Origin of the sequence: Citrobacter sp. RHBSTW-01044 (assembly GCF_013781945.1) — a bacterium.
Classification (GTDB): Bacteria; Pseudomonadota; Gammaproteobacteria; order Enterobacterales; family Enterobacteriaceae; genus Citrobacter; species Citrobacter braakii.
This window is the reverse complement of the sequence record NZ_CP056180.1, coordinates 4633361-4652568: the sequence shown is the minus strand read 5'-3', so window position 1 is coordinate 4652568 and position 19208 is coordinate 4633361. Positions and strand designations below refer to the sequence as shown.

The following is a 19208-nucleotide window of genomic DNA, read 5'->3' as shown; positions in this document are numbered from 1 at the left end:
TTACCGGATACAGTGCCTGTAAACCTTATTCTTACTGTGATTGCAGCCTCATCGGTTGCAAAGCAACATCCTAAGCTTCCATAACACAAGCCATCCCGCTGCATATACGGTAAACTAAGTGCGATTTTGCATCAGGAAAGCGTCTATGAATCACTCCCTTAAAGCCTGGAACACCTTCGGTATCGATCAACAAGCTAATGTGCTTGTCTGTGCCGAAAATGAGCAACAACTACTAAATGCCTGGCAATCAGCCAATGCATCACATCATCCAGTGCTAATCCTGGGCGAAGGGAGTAACGTCCTGTTTCTTGATGCCTTCCATGGAACGGTGATCGTCAACCGTATCAAGGGAATAGCGATTACAGAACAACCTGATGCGTGGCATTTGCACGTAGGCGCTGGTGAAAACTGGCATCATCTGGTAGAGCATACGCTGCAGCAAAGCATGCCCGGACTGGAAAATCTGGCGCTGATCCCCGGCTGCGTGGGTTCATCGCCGATCCAGAATATTGGTGCCTATGGCGTAGAACTGCGGCGCGTCTGTGAATACGTGGACTGCGTAGAGCTTTCGACCGGCAAACATCTGCGCGTTAGCGCCGCAGAATGCCGATTTGGTTACCGTGACAGTATCTTCAAACATGAGTATCAGGATCGTTTTGCGATTGTAGCTGTTGGTCTGCGCTTACCTAAACAGTGGCAACCCGTTCTCACATACGGTGACCTGACGCGTCTTGATCCTGCCACGGTAACGCCTCGGCAGGTTTTTGATTCTGTTTGCCATATGCGCACCACAAAACTGCCCGATCCAAAAGTAAACGGGAATGCGGGGAGTTTCTTTAAAAACCCGGTTGTCACCGCGGATATTGCGCAGGAGCTCCTGGCGAAATTCCCGACTGCACCTCATTACCCGCAGGCTGATGGCTCTGTGAAACTGGCTGCTGGCTGGCTTATCGATCAATGTCAGCTAAAAGGCATGCGCATTGGCGGCGCAGCGGTACATCAGCAGCAGGCACTGGTGCTGATCAATGCAGGCCATGCTACGAGTCAGGATGTGGTGCAACTGGCGCATCACGTACGCCAAAAAGTCGGTGAGAAATTCAATGTCTGGCTTGAACCGGAAGTCCGGTTTATTGGCCCACTGGGTGAAGTGAATGCCGTGGAGATCGTTGCATGAAGGATAATACCGTCCCCCTGACGCTTATTTCATTATTAGCCGATGGCGAATTTCACTCTGGTGAGCAACTCGGTGAAAAGCTGGGAATGAGCCGTGCGGCAATCAATAAACATGTCCAGACGCTACGTGACTGGGGTGTTGATGTATTTACTGTCCCTGGTAAAGGATACAGCTTACCTGAACCTATCCAGCTATTAGATTCATCACTTATTTATTCTCAGCTGGATGGCGGGAATATAACGGTCCTGCCGGTTATCGACTCAACCAATCAGTACCTTATGGATCGAATTGGTCAACTGGAGTCAGGGGATGCCTGCGTAGCTGAGTATCAGCAGGCCGGTCGTGGTCGTCGTGGACGTAAATGGTTCTCTCCCTTTGGCGCCAATCTGTACCTTTCAATGTTCTGGCGACTGGAACAAGGACCGGCAGCCGCGATTGGCCTGAGCTTGGTGATTGGTATTGTCATGGCTGAGGTTTTACGCGATCTGGGCGCGGATAAAGTGCGTGTTAAATGGCCCAACGACCTCTATTTGCTCGACCGTAAACTGGCAGGGATCCTGGTTGAACTCACCGGAAAAACGGGCGATGCCGCACAGATTGTTATTGGGGCGGGTATAAACATGTCCATGCGTCGGGTTGAGGAGAATGTGGTTAATCAAGGCTGGATTAATCTGCAGGAAGCGGGTATTACCATTGACCGCAATACTCTGGCTGCCCGACTTATCCGCGAGCTGCGCGCTGCCCTGGTACTGTTTGAGCATGAGGGCCTGGCGCCGTATTTGTCCCGCTGGAGGGCGCTGGATAACTTTATCGACCGCCCTGTTAAACTCATTATTGGTGATAAAGAAATATTTGGCGTATCTCGTGGAATAGATGCGCAAGGTGCATTGCTACTCGAACAAAATGGCGTGATAAAACCCTGGATGGGTGGGGAAATATCGCTTAGAAGCGCTGAATAATAAGAAGGGGAGCTATGGCTCCCCTTTATTTTTTTATTTTCGTAATCTGACTTGCTCAACGGCATGATTAGCGCTTTTCGTCATGATTAAGCTGGCTCGCTCACGCGTTGGTAAAATATTCTGTTTTAAATTCAACCAGTTGATTTCTTTCCACAGCGATGTGGCCGTGTTGATTGCCTCGTCTTCCGACAATTTCGCATAGTTATGGAAATAAGAGTCTGGGTTGGTAAATGCCCCTTCGCGGAATTTCAGGAAGCGGTTGATATACCACGTCTGGAGTAATTCTTCTGGCGCATCCACATAAATAGAAAAGTCGACAAAGTCAGAAACAAATACATGATGTGGATCGTGAGGATAGTCCATCCCGCTTTGTAATACATTGAGCCCTTCGAGGATTAATATGTCGGGCTGGGCAACGGTTTTGTCGCCATCAGGGATCACATCATAAATCAGATGAGAATAGACCGGTGCCGTAACGTTGGGGACGCCAGACTTTAGATCGGAAACGAATTTAACCAGACGGTGCATATCATAGGACTGAGGAAAGCCTTTCTTCTTCATGAGCCCACGATCTTTCAACACCTGGTTAGGATGAAGAAAACCGTCAGTAGTGATCAGCTCAACCTTACGATGCTCGGGCCAGCGACTCAGTAACGCTTGCAACACACGTGCAGTCGTACTTTTGCCGACGGCGACGCTGCCAGCAATGCTAATAATATAAGGAATACGCTCGCCGTTGGTGCCTAAAAATTGCTCCAGCACAGCCTGACGCCGCAGGTTCGAACTGATGTAAAAATTTAGCAAACGCGATAATGGTAAATAAATCTCAGCAACTTCTTCCAGCGATAAGTCTTCGTTAATGCCTTTCAGACGAGCAATCTCTTCCTCGGTCAGAGTCATCGGCACGGAATCACGAAGCGCAGCCCACTGGTTGCGATCAAACTGTAGGTAAGGCGACGTTAACGCTTGCTCTTTTATACTCATACGCATGGTCTGGCTGTCATTGCTATATCAGGTCTGCGGTAAAAAACGAAATCATCCCCGGTACGCAATGGCACGCACATTTCAGTTAATTTGGACAATGGGCAGGAGGGTAACACCAGATGGGAGGGAATAATAAGAAAAAATCGTCCCCTGAAACGCAATGTGACGGCTATTCCAGATGTATAAAGATGCACTTTCTCTCTATTGATAACGGCATGCTGGAGCAAAATGCCTTCTGGGAGCGCGGCTGACGTTGGAAATTTGTTCAATTCGAAGAAGAAATAGATTATTTATCGGTCGTATAGCGCAAAATGTGAGCGATAGAACATTTTATGCAATTTTTTAGTTGCATGAGTGCGCATGTCTCCATAAAATGCGCGCTACTTGATGCCGACTTAGCTCAGTAGGTAGAGCAACTGACTTGTAATCAGTAGGTCACCAGTTCGATTCCGGTAGTCGGCACCATCAAGTCCGGTGGGGTTCCCGAGCGGCCAAAGGGAGCAGACTGTAAATCTGCCGTCACAGACTTCGAAGGTTCGAATCCTTCCCCCACCACCACTTTCTGGCAGCGTTATCGCCGCCTGAGTTGGTTAAAAAATTAATCAGCTCGAATAAAAAAGAGAGAAATCTCTTTTTTATTACAGAAAGAACTGGGTAGCCGAGTTTCAGGATGCGGGCATCGTATAATGGCTATTACCTCAGCCTTCCAAGCTGATGATGCGGGTTCGATTCCCGCTGCCCGCTCCAGACGTGCTGATATGGCTCAGTTGGTAGAGCGCACCCTTGGTAAGGGTGAGGTCCCCAGTTCGACTCTGGGTATCAGCACCACTTCACTTCTCCTTCCCGTTTCTCTCTGTTTACTTTTAAAAGCATTCAACAGCTCAGGCATATGGCCTGGTTGATGTGGTGATATCACCGATTTATCCGTGTCTTAGAGGGACAATCGATGTCTAAAGAAAAATTTGAACGTACAAAACCGCACGTTAACGTCGGTACTATCGGCCACGTTGACCATGGTAAAACAACGCTGACCGCTGCAATCACTACCGTACTGGCTAAAACCTACGGCGGTGCTGCTCGTGCATTCGACCAGATCGATAACGCGCCGGAAGAAAAAGCTCGTGGTATCACCATCAACACTTCTCACGTTGAATATGACACCCCGACTCGCCACTACGCACACGTAGACTGCCCGGGCCACGCCGACTATGTTAAAAACATGATCACCGGTGCTGCGCAGATGGACGGCGCGATCCTGGTTGTTGCTGCGACTGACGGCCCGATGCCGCAGACTCGTGAGCACATCCTGCTGGGTCGTCAGGTAGGCGTTCCGTACATCATCGTGTTCCTGAACAAATGCGACATGGTTGATGACGAAGAGCTGCTGGAACTGGTAGAAATGGAAGTTCGTGAACTTCTGTCTCAGTACGATTTCCCGGGCGACGACACTCCAATCGTTCGTGGTTCTGCTCTGAAAGCGCTGGAAGGCGAAGCAGAGTGGGAAGCGAAAATCATCGAACTGGCTGGCTTCCTGGATTCTTACATCCCGGAACCAGAGCGTGCGATTGACAAGCCGTTCCTGCTGCCTATCGAAGACGTATTCTCCATCTCCGGTCGTGGTACCGTTGTTACCGGTCGTGTAGAGCGCGGTATCATCAAAGTTGGTGAAGAAGTTGAAATCGTTGGTATCAAAGAGACTGCTAAGTCTACCTGTACTGGCGTTGAAATGTTCCGCAAACTGCTGGACGAAGGCCGTGCTGGTGAGAACGTTGGTGTTCTGCTGCGTGGTATCAAACGTGAAGAAATCGAACGTGGTCAGGTACTGGCTAAGCCGGGCTCTATCAAGCCGCACACCAAGTTCGAATCTGAAGTGTACATTCTGTCCAAAGACGAAGGCGGCCGTCATACTCCGTTCTTCAAAGGCTACCGTCCGCAGTTCTACTTCCGTACTACTGACGTGACTGGTACCATCGAACTGCCGGAAGGCGTTGAGATGGTAATGCCGGGCGACAACATCAAAATGGTTGTTACCCTGATCCACCCAATCGCGATGGACGACGGTCTGCGTTTCGCAATCCGTGAAGGCGGCCGTACTGTTGGTGCGGGCGTTGTTGCCAAAGTAATGAGCTAATTGCCGAATAACATTTGACGCAATGCGCAATAAAAGGGCATCATTTGATGCCCTTTTTGCACGCTTTCACACCAGAACCTGGCTCATCAGTGATTTTATTTGTCATAATCATTGCTGAGACAGGCTCTGAAGAGGGCGTTTAGTCCGAAACGCACCAGAGCATTTCGGTTTGGATCGCCTCGCTTACGCGGGGTGAAAATGTTTGTAGAATACTTCTGACAGGTTGGTTTATGAGTGCGAATACCGAAGCTCAAGGAAGCGGGCGCGGCCTGGAAGCGATGAAGTGGGTTGTTGTCGCTGTATTGCTGCTTGTAGCTATCGTTGGCAACTACCTCTATCGTGACATGATGCTGCCGCTGCGTGCGCTGGCCGTAGTGATTCTGATTGCCGCAGCGGGTGGTGTCGCGCTGTTGACAACAAAAGGTAAAGCGACCGTTGCTTTTGCCCGTGAAGCGAGAACCGAAGTCCGTAAGGTCATTTGGCCAACTCGCCAGGAAACATTGCACACCACATTAATTGTGGCTGCGGTTACCGCAGTAATGTCACTGATCCTGTGGGGACTGGATGGTATTCTGGTTCGCCTGGTATCCTTTATCACTGGCCTGAGGTTCTAAGATGTCTGAAGCCCCTAAAAAGCGCTGGTACGTCGTTCAGGCGTTTTCCGGTTTTGAAGGCCGCGTAGCTACATCGCTGCGCGAATATATCAAGTTACAAAATATGGAAGAGCTGTTTGGCGAAGTCATGGTGCCGACCGAAGAAGTGGTCGAAATCCGTGGCGGCCAGCGTCGCAAGAGCGAACGTAAATTCTTCCCGGGCTATGTATTGGTCCAGATGGTGATGAATGACGCAAGCTGGCACCTGGTGCGCAGCGTGCCGCGTGTGATGGGCTTTATCGGCGGTACATCTGACCGTCCGGCGCCGATCAGCGACAAAGAAGTTGATGCGATCATGAACCGTCTGCAGCAGGTTGGCGACAAGCCGCGTCCGAAAACGATGTTTGAGCCAGGTGAAATGGTTCGCGTTAGCGACGGTCCGTTCGCTGACTTTAACGGCGTGGTTGAAGAAGTGGACTACGAGAAGTCTCGTCTGAAAGTTTCCGTATCTATCTTCGGTCGTGCGACTCCGGTTGAACTGGACTTCGCTCAGGTTGAAAAAGCCTAACACCCCGATCAAAAAAGCGACGATTTAATCGTTGCACAAGGCGCGAGATTGGAATACAATTTCGCGCCTTTTGTTTTTATGGATCCTATCCGTAAAACGAATTTAATCACGGGGAGCCTCCTTGAGGCGTTATAACCCAACTAGAGGAATTTAGAATGGCTAAGAAAGTCCAAGCCTATGTCAAGCTGCAGGTTGCAGCTGGTATGGCTAACCCGAGTCCGCCGGTAGGTCCTGCACTGGGTCAACAAGGCGTGAACATCATGGAATTCTGCAAAGCGTTCAACGCTAAAACTGATTCCATGGAAAAAGGTCTGCCAATCCCGGTTGTTATCACCGTTTACGCTGACCGTTCTTTCACTTTCGTTACCAAAACGCCTCCGGCAGCAGTTCTGCTGAAGAAAGCGGCTGGTATCAAGTCTGGTTCCGGCAAGCCGAACAAAGACAAAGTGGGTAAAATTTCCCGCGCTCAGCTGCAGGAAATCGCGCAGACCAAAGCTGCCGACATGACTGGTTCCGACATTGAAGCGATGACTCGCTCCATTGAAGGTACTGCACGTTCCATGGGCCTGGTAGTGGAGGACTAAGAAATGGCTAAACTGACCAAGCGCATGTCCGTGATCCGTGACAAAGTTGATGCTACTAAGCAGTATGACATCAACGAAGCTATCGCTCTGCTGAAAGAGCTGGCCACTGCTAAATTCGTAGAAAGCGTGGACGTTGCTGTTAACCTCGGCATCGATGCTCGTAAATCTGACCAGAACGTACGTGGTGCAACTGTACTGCCGCACGGTACTGGCCGTTCCGTTCGCGTAGCCGTATTTACCCAGGGTGCAAACGCTGAAGCTGCTAAAGCTGCAGGCGCTGAGCTGGTAGGTATGGAAGATCTGGCTGAACAGATCAAGAAAGGCGAAATGAACTTTGACGTTGTTATTGCTTCCCCGGATGCAATGCGCGTTGTTGGCCAGCTGGGTCAGGTTCTGGGTCCGCGCGGCCTGATGCCAAACCCGAAAGTTGGTACTGTAACTCCTAACGTTGCTGAAGCTGTTAAGAATGCTAAAGCTGGTCAGGTTCGTTACCGTAACGACAAAAACGGCATCATTCACACCACCATCGGTAAAGTGGATTTTGACGCTGACAAACTGAAAGAAAACCTGGAAGCTCTGCTGGTTGCGCTGAAAAAAGCAAAACCGACTCAGGCAAAAGGCGTGTACATCAAGAAAGTTAGCATCTCCACCACCATGGGTGCTGGCGTTGCCGTTGATCAGTCCGGTCTGACTGCGACTGTGGCGAACTAATATTCGCCTTTACGTGGGCGGTGATTTTGTCTACAATCTTACCCCCACGTATTCTGCTAATTGCAGACGTATATCCGAGATATTCAGGCTGTGGCAAGGCAGTCAACGCCGCTACAGATTGAATAGCGACAGATAGAAAAGATTTGTTCGTTGGAGCCTGGCCTAATCCAGGCCTCCGTCGAAGACCGCAGGTGTTTCGTAAGAAACTTAATGCCCTGCGTAGACGGTGACAGAACGCTAAGATTATTTCTGATACTCTGGCTTGTTTCTGCTCACCGTATTTAGACGCTCTCTCCGTTGGGGGGAGTGAAGTGAGTTCCGGAACATGAGTTCCGGCAAACATCCAGGAGCAAAGCTAATGGCTTTAAATCTTCAAGACAAACAAGCGATTGTTGCTGAAGTCAGCGAAGTAGCCAAAGGCGCGCTGTCTGCAGTAGTTGCGGATTCCCGTGGCGTAACTGTAGATAAAATGACTGAACTGCGTAAAGCAGGTCGTGAAGCTGGCGTATACATGCGTGTTGTTCGTAACACCCTGCTGCGCCGCGTCGTTGAAGGTACTCAGTTCGAGTGCCTGAAAGACACGTTTGTTGGTCCGACCCTGATTGCATACTCTATGGAACACCCGGGCGCTGCTGCTCGTCTGTTCAAAGAGTTCGCGAAAGCGAATGCAAAATTTGAGGTCAAAGCCGCAGCCTTTGAAGGTGAGTTGATTACGGCATCGAATATCGATCGCCTGGCAACTCTGCCGACCTACGAAGAAGCAATTGCACGCCTGATGGCAACCATGAAAGAAGCTTCGGCTGGCAAACTGGTTCGTACTCTGGCTGCTGTACGCGATGCGAAAGAAGCTGCTTAATCGCAGTTATCTTTGTAAAGCATCTGCTTACGTATAAACTTATTCTGATTTTCAGGAACAATTTAAATGTCTATCACTAAAGATCAAATCATTGAAGCAGTATCCGCTATGTCCGTAATGGACGTTGTAGAACTGATTTCTGCAATGGAAGAAAAATTCGGTGTTTCTGCTGCTGCTGCTGTAGCTGTAGCTGCTGGCCCGGCTGAAGCTGCTGAAGAAAAAACTGAATTCGACGTAATTCTGAAAGCTGCAGGCGCTAACAAAGTTGCTGTTATCAAAGCAGTACGTGGCGCAACTGGCCTGGGTCTGAAAGAAGCTAAAGACCTGGTAGAATCTGCACCGGCTGCGCTGAAAGAAGGCGTGAGCAAAGACGACGCAGAAGCACTGAAAAAATCTCTGGAAGAAGCTGGCGCTGAAGTTGAAGTTAAATAAGCCAACTTTTCTGGTTGCAGCCTAAGAAATTAGGCTGATGGCTGGTGACTTTTTAGTCACCAGCCTTTTTGCGCTGTAAGGCGCCAGTAGCATTTCACACTGTTTGACTACTGCTGTGCCTTTCAATGCTTGTTTCTATCGACGTCTTAATATACTGCGACAGAACGTCAGTTCTGTGTAAATCGCAATGAAATGGTTTAAGCGTGATAGCAACAGGCATTGCGGAAAGTATTCGATTTTCCGGTCAACAAAATAGTGTTGCACAAACTGTCCCTTCGTCGGACAGATGGGTCGACTTGTCAGCGAGCTGAGGAACCCTAATGGTTTACTCCTATACCGAGAAAAAACGTATTCGTAAGGATTTTGGTAAACGTCCGCAAGTGTTGGACATACCTTATCTCCTTTCTATCCAGCTTGACTCGTTTCAGAAGTTCATCGAGCAAGATCCTGAAGGGCAGTATGGTCTGGAAGCAGCTTTCCGTTCCGTTTTCCCGATTCAGAGCTACAGCGGTAATTCCGAGCTGCAATACGTCAGCTACCGCCTTGGCGAACCGGTGTTTGACGTTCAGGAATGTCAGATCCGTGGCGTGACCTATTCCGCACCGCTGCGCGTAAAACTGCGCCTGGTGATCTACGAGCGCGAAGCGCCGGAAGGCACCGTAAAAGACATTAAAGAACAAGAAGTCTACATGGGCGAAATTCCGCTCATGACAGACAACGGTACCTTTGTTATCAACGGTACTGAGCGTGTTATCGTTTCTCAGTTGCACCGTAGTCCTGGCGTCTTCTTTGACTCCGACAAAGGTAAAACCCACTCTTCGGGTAAAGTGCTGTATAACGCGCGTATCATCCCTTACCGTGGTTCCTGGCTGGACTTTGAATTCGATCCGAAGGACAACCTGTTCGTACGTATTGACCGTCGCCGTAAACTGCCTGCGACCATTATTCTGCGTGCACTGAACTACACCACTGAGCAGATCCTTGACCTGTTCTTTGAGAAAGTTGTTTTCGAAATTCGTGACAACAAGCTGCAGATGGAACTGGTGCCGGAACGCCTGCGTGGTGAAACCGCCTCCTTTGACATCGAAGCTAATGGCAAAGTCTACGTCGAAAAAGGCCGTCGCATCACTGCGCGCCACATTCGCCAACTGGAAAAAGACGATATTAAACATATCGAAGTTCCGGTTGAATACATTGCTGGTAAAGTTGCGGCTAAAGACTACGTTGACGAATCTACTGGCGAGCTGATCTGCGCAGCTAACATGGAGCTGAGTCTGGATCTGCTGGCTAAGCTGAGCCAGTCTGGCCACAAGCGTATCGAAACGCTGTTCACCAACGATCTGGACCACGGTCCGTACATTTCTGAAACTGTACGTGTCGACCCAACCAACGATCGTCTGAGCGCGCTGGTAGAAATCTACCGTATGATGCGCCCTGGTGAGCCGCCGACGCGTGAAGCTGCTGAAAGCCTGTTCGAGAACCTGTTCTTCTCCGAAGACCGCTATGACCTGTCTGCGGTTGGTCGTATGAAGTTCAACCGTTCTCTGCTGCGCGACGAAATCGAAGGTTCCGGTATCCTGAGCAAAGACGACATCATCGAAGTGATGAAGAAGCTCATCGATATCCGTAACGGTAAAGGCGAAGTCGATGATATCGACCACCTCGGTAACCGTCGTATCCGTTCCGTAGGCGAAATGGCGGAAAACCAGTTCCGCGTTGGCCTGGTACGTGTTGAGCGTGCGGTGAAAGAGCGTCTGTCTCTGGGCGATCTGGATACCCTGATGCCTCAGGATATGATCAACGCTAAGCCGATTTCTGCAGCAGTGAAAGAGTTCTTTGGTTCCAGCCAGCTGTCTCAGTTTATGGACCAGAACAACCCGCTGTCTGAGATTACGCACAAACGTCGTATCTCTGCACTCGGCCCAGGCGGTTTGACCCGTGAACGCGCAGGCTTCGAAGTTCGAGACGTACACCCGACTCACTACGGTCGCGTATGTCCAATCGAAACGCCTGAAGGTCCGAACATCGGTCTGATCAACTCCTTGTCTGTGTACGCACAGACTAACGAATACGGCTTCCTCGAGACTCCGTACCGTAAAGTGACCGACGGTGTTGTAACTGACGAAATTCATTACCTGTCTGCTATCGAAGAAGGCAACTACGTTATCGCTCAGGCGAACTCCAACCTGGATGACGAAGGCCACTTTGTAGAAGATCTGGTTACCTGCCGTAGCAAAGGCGAATCCAGCTTGTTCAGCCGTGACCAGGTTGACTACATGGACGTATCCACCCAGCAGGTGGTATCCGTCGGTGCGTCCCTGATCCCGTTCCTGGAACACGATGACGCCAACCGTGCATTGATGGGTGCGAACATGCAACGTCAGGCGGTTCCTACTCTGCGTGCTGATAAGCCGCTGGTTGGTACCGGTATGGAACGTGCTGTTGCCGTCGACTCCGGTGTTACCGCTGTTGCTAAACGTGGCGGTACCGTCCAGTACGTGGATGCTTCCCGTATCGTTATCAAAGTTAACGAAGACGAGATGTACCCGGGCGAAGCAGGTATCGACATTTATAACCTGACCAAATACACCCGTTCTAACCAGAACACCTGTATCAACCAGATGCCTTGCGTATCTCTGGGCGAGCCGGTTGAACGTGGTGATGTGCTGGCAGACGGTCCGTCCACCGACCTCGGTGAACTGGCGCTCGGTCAGAACATGCGCGTGGCATTCATGCCATGGAATGGTTACAACTTCGAAGACTCCATCCTCGTATCTGAGCGTGTTGTCCAGGAAGACCGTTTCACCACCATCCACATTCAGGAACTGGCATGTGTGTCCCGTGACACCAAGCTGGGGCCGGAAGAGATCACCGCTGACATCCCGAACGTGGGTGAAGCTGCGCTCTCCAAACTGGATGAATCCGGTATCGTTTATATCGGCGCGGAAGTAACCGGTGGCGACATTCTGGTTGGTAAGGTAACGCCGAAAGGTGAAACCCAGCTGACGCCAGAAGAGAAGCTGCTGCGTGCGATCTTCGGTGAGAAAGCGTCTGACGTTAAAGACTCTTCTCTGCGCGTGCCAAACGGTGTTTCCGGTACGATTATCGACGTTCAGGTCTTTACTCGCGATGGCGTAGAAAAAGACAAACGTGCGCTGGAAATCGAAGAGATGCAGCTGAAGCAGGCGAAAAAAGACCTGTCTGAAGAACTGCAAATCCTCGAAGCTGGCCTGTTCAGCCGTATCTACGCTGTGCTGGTTTCCGGTGGTGTTGAAGCTGAGAAGCTCGACAAACTGCCGCGCGATCGCTGGTTAGAACTCGGCCTGACCGACGAAGAGAAACAAAATCAGCTGGAACAACTGGCTGAGCAGTACGACGAACTGAAACACGAGTTCGAGAAAAAACTCGAAGCGAAACGCCGTAAAATCACTCAGGGCGACGATCTGGCACCGGGCGTGCTGAAGATTGTTAAGGTTTATCTGGCGGTTAAACGTCGGATCCAGCCTGGTGATAAGATGGCAGGTCGTCACGGTAACAAGGGTGTAATCTCTAAGATCAACCCGATCGAAGATATGCCACACGATGCTAACGGTACGCCGGTAGATATCGTGCTGAACCCGCTGGGCGTACCATCGCGTATGAACATCGGTCAGATCCTTGAAACCCACCTGGGTATGGCTGCGAAAGGTATCGGCGATAAGATCAACGCCATGCTGAAACAGCAGCAGGAAGTCGCGAAACTGCGCGAATTCATCCAGCGTGCTTACGATCTGGGTTCAGATGTTCGTCAGAAAGTTGACCTGAATACCTTCAGCGATGAAGAAGTTCTGCGTCTGGCTGAAAACCTGAAAAAAGGTATGCCGATCGCAACGCCGGTGTTCGACGGTGCGAAAGAGTCTGAAATCAAGGAACTGTTACAGCTGGGTGGCCTGCCGACTTCCGGTCAGATCACACTGTTCGACGGTCGTACCGGTGAGCAGTTCGAGCGCCAGGTTACCGTTGGCTACATGTACATGCTGAAACTGAACCACCTGGTTGATGACAAGATGCATGCGCGTTCTACCGGTTCTTACAGCCTGGTTACTCAGCAGCCGCTGGGTGGTAAGGCTCAGTTCGGTGGTCAGCGCTTCGGGGAGATGGAAGTGTGGGCGCTTGAAGCATACGGCGCGGCATACACCCTGCAGGAAATGCTCACCGTTAAGTCTGATGACGTGAACGGTCGTACTAAGATGTATAAAAACATCGTGGACGGCAACCATCAGATGGAACCAGGCATGCCGGAATCCTTCAACGTACTGTTGAAAGAGATTCGTTCGCTGGGTATCAACATCGAGCTGGAAGACGAGTAACTCTCGATCAAACAGGTCACTGGTGCTGGCGTAACAGCCAGCGCCAGATTGTGCTAACTCCGACGGGAGCAAATCCGTGAAAGATTTATTAAAGTTTCTGAAAGCGCAGACTAAAACCGAAGAGTTTGATGCGATCAAAATTGCTCTGGCCTCGCCAGACATGATCCGTTCATGGTCTTTCGGTGAAGTTAAGAAGCCGGAAACCATCAACTACCGTACGTTCAAACCTGAACGTGACGGCCTTTTCTGCGCCCGTATCTTTGGGCCGGTAAAAGACTATGAGTGCCTGTGCGGTAAGTACAAGCGCCTGAAACACCGCGGTGTGATCTGTGAGAAGTGCGGCGTTGAAGTGACCCAGACTAAAGTACGCCGTGAGCGTATGGGCCACATCGAGCTGGCGTCTCCGACCGCTCACATCTGGTTCCTGAAATCTCTGCCGTCCCGTATCGGTCTGCTGCTCGATATGCCGCTGCGCGATATCGAACGCGTACTGTACTTCGAATCTTATGTGGTTATCGAAGGCGGTATGACTAACCTGGAACGTCAACAGATCCTGACTGAAGAGCAGTATCTGGACGCGCTGGAAGAGTTCGGTGACGAATTCGACGCGAAGATGGGTGCGGAAGCAATCCAGGCCCTGCTGAAGAGCATGGATCTGGAGCAAGAGTGCGAAACTCTGCGCGAAGAGCTGAACGAAACCAACTCCGAAACCAAGCGTAAGAAGCTGACCAAACGTATCAAACTGCTGGAAGCATTCGTACAGTCTGGCAACAAGCCAGAGTGGATGATCCTGACCGTTCTGCCGGTTCTGCCGCCAGATCTGCGTCCGCTGGTTCCGCTGGATGGTGGTCGTTTCGCAACATCAGATCTGAACGATCTGTACCGTCGCGTGATCAACCGTAACAACCGTCTGAAACGTCTGCTGGATCTGGCTGCGCCGGACATCATCGTACGTAACGAAAAACGTATGCTGCAGGAAGCGGTTGACGCCCTGCTGGATAACGGTCGTCGTGGTCGTGCGATCACCGGTTCTAACAAACGTCCTCTGAAATCTTTGGCCGATATGATCAAAGGTAAACAGGGTCGTTTCCGTCAGAACCTGCTCGGTAAGCGTGTTGACTACTCCGGTCGTTCTGTAATCACCGTAGGTCCATACCTGCGTCTGCATCAGTGCGGTCTGCCGAAGAAAATGGCACTGGAACTGTTCAAACCGTTCATTTACGGCAAGCTGGAACTGCGTGGCCTGGCCACCACCATCAAAGCCGCTAAGAAAATGGTTGAGCGTGAAGAAGCTGTCGTTTGGGATATCCTCGACGAAGTTATCCGCGAACACCCGGTACTGCTGAACCGTGCACCAACCCTGCACCGTCTGGGTATCCAGGCATTTGAACCGGTACTGATCGAAGGTAAAGCTATCCAGCTGCACCCGCTGGTTTGTGCGGCATATAACGCCGACTTCGATGGTGACCAGATGGCTGTTCACGTACCGCTGACGCTGGAAGCCCAGCTCGAAGCGCGTGCGCTGATGATGTCTACCAACAACATCCTGTCTCCGGCGAACGGCGAACCTATCATCGTTCCGTCTCAGGACGTTGTATTGGGTCTGTACTACATGACCCGTGACTGTGTTAACGCCAAAGGCGAAGGCATGGTGCTGACTGGCCCGAAAGAAGCTGAGCGTATCTATCGCGCAGGTCTGGCCTCTCTGCATGCGCGCGTTAAAGTGCGTATCACTGAATACGAAAAAGATGAAAACGGCGAATTCGTTGCGCACACCAGCCTGAAAGACACGACCGTTGGTCGCGCCATTCTGTGGATGATCGTACCGAAAGGTCTGCCTTTCTCCATCGTCAACCAGGCGCTGGGCAAGAAAGCAATTTCCAAAATGCTGAACACCTGTTACCGCATTCTGGGCCTGAAGCCGACCGTTATCTTCGCTGACCAGACAATGTACACCGGCTTTGCTTATGCAGCGCGTTCAGGTGCATCTGTTGGTATTGATGACATGGTCATCCCAGAGAAGAAACACGAGATCATCTCTGAAGCGGAAGCTGAAGTTGCTGAGATCCAGGAGCAGTTCCAGTCTGGTCTGGTAACCGCGGGCGAACGATATAACAAAGTTATCGATATCTGGGCTGCGGCGAACGATCGTGTATCCAAAGCGATGATGGATAACCTGCAAACCGAAACCGTGATTAACCGTGACGGCGTAGAAGAGCAGCAGGTTTCCTTCAACAGCATCTACATGATGGCCGACTCCGGTGCGCGTGGTTCTGCAGCACAGATTCGTCAGCTGGCTGGTATGCGTGGTCTGATGGCTAAGCCAGATGGCTCCATCATCGAAACGCCAATCACCGCGAACTTCCGTGAAGGTCTGAACGTACTCCAGTACTTCATCTCTACTCACGGTGCTCGTAAAGGTCTGGCGGATACCGCACTGAAAACAGCGAACTCCGGTTATCTGACTCGTCGTCTGGTTGACGTTGCGCAGGACTTGGTTGTTACTGAAGACGATTGCGGCACGCTGGAAGGCATCACCATGACCCCGGTTATCGAGGGTGGTGACGTTAAAGAACCGCTGCGCGATCGCGTTCTGGGTCGTGTGACTGCTGAAGACGTTCTGAAGCCGGGTACGGCGGATATTCTGGTTCCACGCAACACGCTGCTGCACGAACAGTGGTGTGACCTGCTGGAAGAGAACTCCGTTGACTCCGTCAAAGTCCGTTCCGTTGTATCCTGTGACACCGACTTTGGTGTATGTGCGCACTGCTACGGTCGTGACCTGGCGCGTGGCCACATCATCAATAAAGGTGAAGCAATCGGCGTTATCGCGGCACAGTCCATCGGTGAACCGGGTACACAGCTGACGATGCGTACGTTCCACATCGGTGGTGCGGCATCTCGTGCGGCTGCTGAATCCAGCATCCAGGTGAAAAACAAAGGTAGCATCCGTCTGAGCAATGCGAAGTCGGTTGTTAACTCCAGCGGTAAACTGGTTATCACCTCACGTAACACCGAACTGAAACTGATCGACGAATTCGGCCGTACCAAAGAAAGCTATAAAGTGCCTTACGGCTCCGTTATGGCGAAAGGTGATGGCGAACAAGTTGCTGGCGGCGAAACCGTAGCGAACTGGGATCCGCACACCATGCCGGTTATCACCGAAGTGAGTGGTTTCGTCCGCTTCACTGACATGATCGACGGCCAGACCATTACTCGTCAGACCGACGAGCTGACCGGTCTGTCTTCTCTGGTGGTTCTGGATTCTGCAGAGCGTACTGCGGGTGGTAAAGACCTGCGTCCGGCACTGAAAATTGTTGATGCTCAGGGCAACGACGTTCTGATCCCAGGCACCGATATGCCTGCTCAGTACTTCCTGCCGGGTAAAGCGATTGTTCAGCTGGAAGATGGCGTACAGATCAGTTCTGGTGACACCCTGGCGCGTGTTCCGCAGGAATCCGGCGGTACCAAGGATATCACCGGTGGTCTGCCGCGCGTTGCGGACCTGTTCGAAGCACGTCGTCCGAAAGAGCCGGCAATCCTGGCTGAAATCAGCGGCATCATTTCCTTTGGTAAAGAAACCAAAGGTAAACGTCGTCTGGTTATCACCCCGGTAGACGGTAGCGAGCCGTATGAAGAGATGATTCCAAAATGGCGTCAGCTCAACGTGTTCGAAGGTGAACGTGTAGAACGTGGTGACGTTGTTTCCGACGGTCCGGAAGCGCCGCACGACATCCTGCGTCTGCGTGGTGTGCATGCTGTAACTCGTTATATCGTTAACGAAGTTCAGGACGTATACCGTCTGCAGGGCGTTAAGATTAACGATAAGCACATCGAAGTTATCGTTCGTCAGATGCTGCGTAAAGCCACCATCGAAAGCGCTGGTAGCTCCGACTTCCTGGAAGGCGAGCAGGTTGAATACTCCCGCGTCAAGATTGCTAACCGCGATCTGGAAGCGAACGGCAAAGTGGGTGCAACATTCTCCCGCGATCTGCTGGGTATCACCAAAGCGTCTCTGGCAACCGAGTCCTTCATCTCTGCAGCATCGTTCCAGGAAACCACGCGTGTCCTGACCGAAGCCGCTGTTGCAGGTAAACGTGATGAACTGCGCGGTCTGAAAGAGAACGTTATCGTGGGTCGTCTGATCCCGGCGGGTACCGGTTATGCGTACCACCAGGATCGTATGCGCCGCCGCGCAGCGGGCGAACTGCCAGCTGCTCCGCAGGTGACTGCTGAAGATGCGTCTGCCAGCCTGGCAGAACTGCTGAACGCAGGCCTGGGCGGTTCTGACAACGATTAATCGTTGCTGACGCTAATAAAAAACCCGCTTCGGCGGGTTTTTTTATGTCGATGGATTTTAGATGTATTATGTTGGCCGGATAAGGCAGCAGCTGCCATCCGGCACGATGACGCCAGGCTTATGAGGCCTACGGCTTACGCCATCCGATCAGTTTACTGGCGGTAAGCGTCGATACAGTTCAATCATATCGCCTGCCAGATCCTGAATCACCATGGCATTCATCAGGTGGTCCTGCGAATGGACAGTGATGAGATTAACCGGTAGTTTGCCAGTGCCTTCGTCAATTCCGATCAGCTGGGTTTGGATTTTATGCGCTTGTTTAACATACTCGCGTGATTCCATCATCGCGTGTTCTGCCCCGGCGAAATCACCTTTACGCGCCAGTTGCAACGCCGTCAGGGCTTGACTGCGCGCAGCTCCGGCGTTTACCAATAATTCCATGATGATCGTTTCTAACTCTTCCATGCCATCACTCCAGTAGTTTCAGCGCTTTGTCCAGTACCGCATCGCCTTTCATCATGCCGTAATCCATCATATCGATAACGGCGACTTTTTTTCCTAGCGGGTCGGCGAGCGCCTGCAGCTTGGCCTGTTCATACTTAACCTGTGGGCCGAGCAATACGATATCCGCAGTGGCGATATTCTCTTCAAACTCAGCCACCGGGACCGCTTTGATAGTGACGTCGACTCCTTTTTTCTGGGCGGCATCTTTCATCTTTTGCACCAGCATGCTGGTGGACATTCCGGCGGCACAGCATAAAACGATGTTTTTCATAAGCAGTCTCGATCAACATGTGTGGGTTGATAATTATCGCGAGCCAGCCGCAGCAACAACTGCTTTGCAACGATTGTGTGCAAAGCATCACAAAGAAAGTCACTTTTTCTGAAACCGGTTACAAAAAGAGGCTCAACCCTACGATCTGGCCCTGATTTGGCGATTGTTGACCCATTTATCATATGCGGGAATATATAATCACTGTTAATAAAGACATGTTATAAAAAACAGTATTGACAGCATTTTTTAAACCCGTATGTTAATACTTAACAGCGGAGAAATTGTAGTTTGCTGTTAACGTAGTAAGTGTTAGTAGAGCTTGATTGGGGGTTGCGATAAAGGCCACGAAGTATTTTTGTATGGGATAGTCGATGCTGAAAACGCTATTTATTCACCTCGACAATGCTTTCAGGCCACGTAGTTGATATATCTAATCGCAAATAGTTAGTAAAACGCGACGATGTAACGCCATGATTTAATAGTAAATGTTTGCGGTTTCTGTTTTCTGGTTATCGCAAGGGAAATAAGGCAACGCATCAAAGAGTATATGTCGCGAGGGGAAGTGTACTTGTTTAGGTCACCAGCCTTGAGTTCTATTATCAAGCGGGTGGAATGTGTTTAACGGTAAATAGAGGACGGTTTTAGTTAGTATCAATATCCAATATTATCTGTAGTAAACGTGTACATTTTAAAGTAGTACCATCAGCAGTATTAAATCGTTAAGTTTATTAATGTTAAATTTGAAGTGTGTAGTAACTTAAAGCCCTGACTGCAATGGTCAGGGCTTTTGTT

The 19208-nt window shown here is 50.7% G+C and carries 14 protein-coding genes, 4 tRNA genes and 1 pseudogene; 15 read left to right on the top strand and 4 right to left on the bottom strand.

Annotation, left to right across the window (positions count from 1 at the left end; genetic code table 11):
• The first annotated feature begins 145 nt into the window (after positions 1-145).
• Together murB and birA are read left to right on the top strand one after the other, a co-directional pair.
• Positions 146-1174, top strand: a complete 1029-nt coding sequence (gene murB / locus HV352_RS22225) for a UDP-N-acetylmuramate dehydrogenase (protein WP_049271936.1) — start codon at positions 146-148, stop codon at positions 1172-1174.
• Positions 1171-2133: a bifunctional biotin--[acetyl-CoA-carboxylase] ligase/biotin operon repressor BirA gene (gene birA, locus HV352_RS22220; protein WP_047498825.1), complete on the top strand. Its 963-nt coding sequence runs from the start codon at positions 1171-1173 to the stop codon at positions 2131-2133. The genes murB and birA overlap by 4 nt, the downstream gene beginning before the upstream one ends.
• 33 nt (positions 2134-2166) lie before the next feature.
• Here the strand turns inward: birA and coaA are convergent, their stop codons facing one another.
• Both coaA and HV352_RS23785 read right to left on the bottom strand, forming a co-directional pair.
• Positions 2167-3117 (bottom strand): type I pantothenate kinase, encoded by a 951-nt coding sequence (gene coaA, locus HV352_RS22215; protein ID WP_003031107.1) that lies wholly within the window; start codon positions 3115-3117, stop codon positions 2167-2169.
• A gap of 301 nt (positions 3118-3418) precedes the next feature.
• Positions 3419-3487: pseudogene (locus HV352_RS23785) on the bottom strand (hypothetical protein); the annotation flags it as partial.
• 19 nt (positions 3488-3506) lie between these two features.
• Here HV352_RS23785 and HV352_RS22210 point away from each other — a divergent pair.
• From HV352_RS22210 to rpoC, 13 genes are all read left to right on the top strand, one after another.
• Positions 3507-3582: transfer RNA gene (locus HV352_RS22210), tRNA-Thr, on the top strand.
• Positions 3583-3590: 8 nt separating this feature from the next.
• A tRNA-Tyr gene (locus HV352_RS22205) sits at positions 3591-3675 on the top strand.
• 114 nt (positions 3676-3789) lie between these two features.
• Positions 3790-3864: transfer RNA gene (locus HV352_RS22200), tRNA-Gly, on the top strand.
• Positions 3865-3869: 5 nt separating this feature from the next.
• Positions 3870-3945: transfer RNA gene (locus HV352_RS22195), tRNA-Thr, on the top strand.
• 118 nt (positions 3946-4063) lie between these two features.
• Complete coding sequence (gene tuf, locus HV352_RS22190) at positions 4064-5248, top strand: elongation factor Tu (RefSeq protein WP_003031109.1); 1185 nt, start codon at positions 4064-4066, stop codon at positions 5246-5248.
• 230 nt (positions 5249-5478) lie between these two features.
• Complete coding sequence (gene secE / locus HV352_RS22185; protein WP_003033128.1) at positions 5479-5862, top strand: preprotein translocase subunit SecE; 384 nt, start codon at positions 5479-5481, stop codon at positions 5860-5862.
• Position 5863: 1 nt separating this feature from the next.
• Positions 5864-6409 (top strand): transcription termination/antitermination protein NusG, encoded by a 546-nt coding sequence (nusG, locus tag HV352_RS22180; protein ID WP_003033125.1) that lies wholly within the window; start codon positions 5864-5866, stop codon positions 6407-6409.
• A gap of 155 nt (positions 6410-6564) precedes the next feature.
• Positions 6565-6993, top strand: coding sequence for a 50S ribosomal protein L11 (gene rplK / locus HV352_RS22175; RefSeq protein ID WP_003033122.1), 429 nt, complete (start codon positions 6565-6567; stop codon positions 6991-6993).
• Positions 6994-6996: 3 nt separating this feature from the next.
• Positions 6997-7704 (top strand): 50S ribosomal protein L1, encoded by a 708-nt coding sequence (rplA, locus tag HV352_RS22170; protein ID WP_016155300.1) that lies wholly within the window; start codon positions 6997-6999, stop codon positions 7702-7704.
• 358 nt (positions 7705-8062) lie between these two features.
• Positions 8063-8560 (top strand): 50S ribosomal protein L10, encoded by a 498-nt coding sequence (gene rplJ, locus HV352_RS22165; protein WP_005132895.1) that lies wholly within the window; start codon positions 8063-8065, stop codon positions 8558-8560.
• Between the two features lie 66 nt (positions 8561-8626).
• Complete coding sequence (rplL, locus tag HV352_RS22160) at positions 8627-8992, top strand: 50S ribosomal protein L7/L12 (RefSeq protein ID WP_000028882.1); 366 nt, start codon at positions 8627-8629, stop codon at positions 8990-8992.
• A gap of 320 nt (positions 8993-9312) precedes the next feature.
• Positions 9313-13341 carry a DNA-directed RNA polymerase subunit beta gene (gene rpoB / locus HV352_RS22155; RefSeq protein WP_003033111.1) on the top strand — a complete coding sequence of 1343 codons (4029 nt, stop codon included), beginning with the start codon at positions 9313-9315 and terminating at the stop codon, positions 13339-13341.
• A gap of 76 nt (positions 13342-13417) precedes the next feature.
• Complete coding sequence (rpoC, locus tag HV352_RS22150; RefSeq protein WP_016155301.1) at positions 13418-17641, top strand: DNA-directed RNA polymerase subunit beta'; 4224 nt, start codon at positions 13418-13420, stop codon at positions 17639-17641.
• Positions 17642-17788: 147 nt separating this feature from the next.
• Here rpoC and HV352_RS22145 read toward each other — a convergent pair whose 3' ends face one another.
• Positions 17789-18106 (bottom strand): PTS lactose/cellobiose transporter subunit IIA, encoded by a 318-nt coding sequence (locus tag HV352_RS22145; protein ID WP_016155302.1) that lies wholly within the window; start codon positions 18104-18106, stop codon positions 17789-17791.
• 4 nt (positions 18107-18110) lie between these two features.
• Positions 18111-18416, bottom strand: a complete 306-nt coding sequence (locus tag HV352_RS22140) for a PTS sugar transporter subunit IIB (RefSeq protein ID WP_016155303.1) — start codon at positions 18414-18416, stop codon at positions 18111-18113.
• Positions 18417-19208 lie beyond the last annotated feature (792 nt).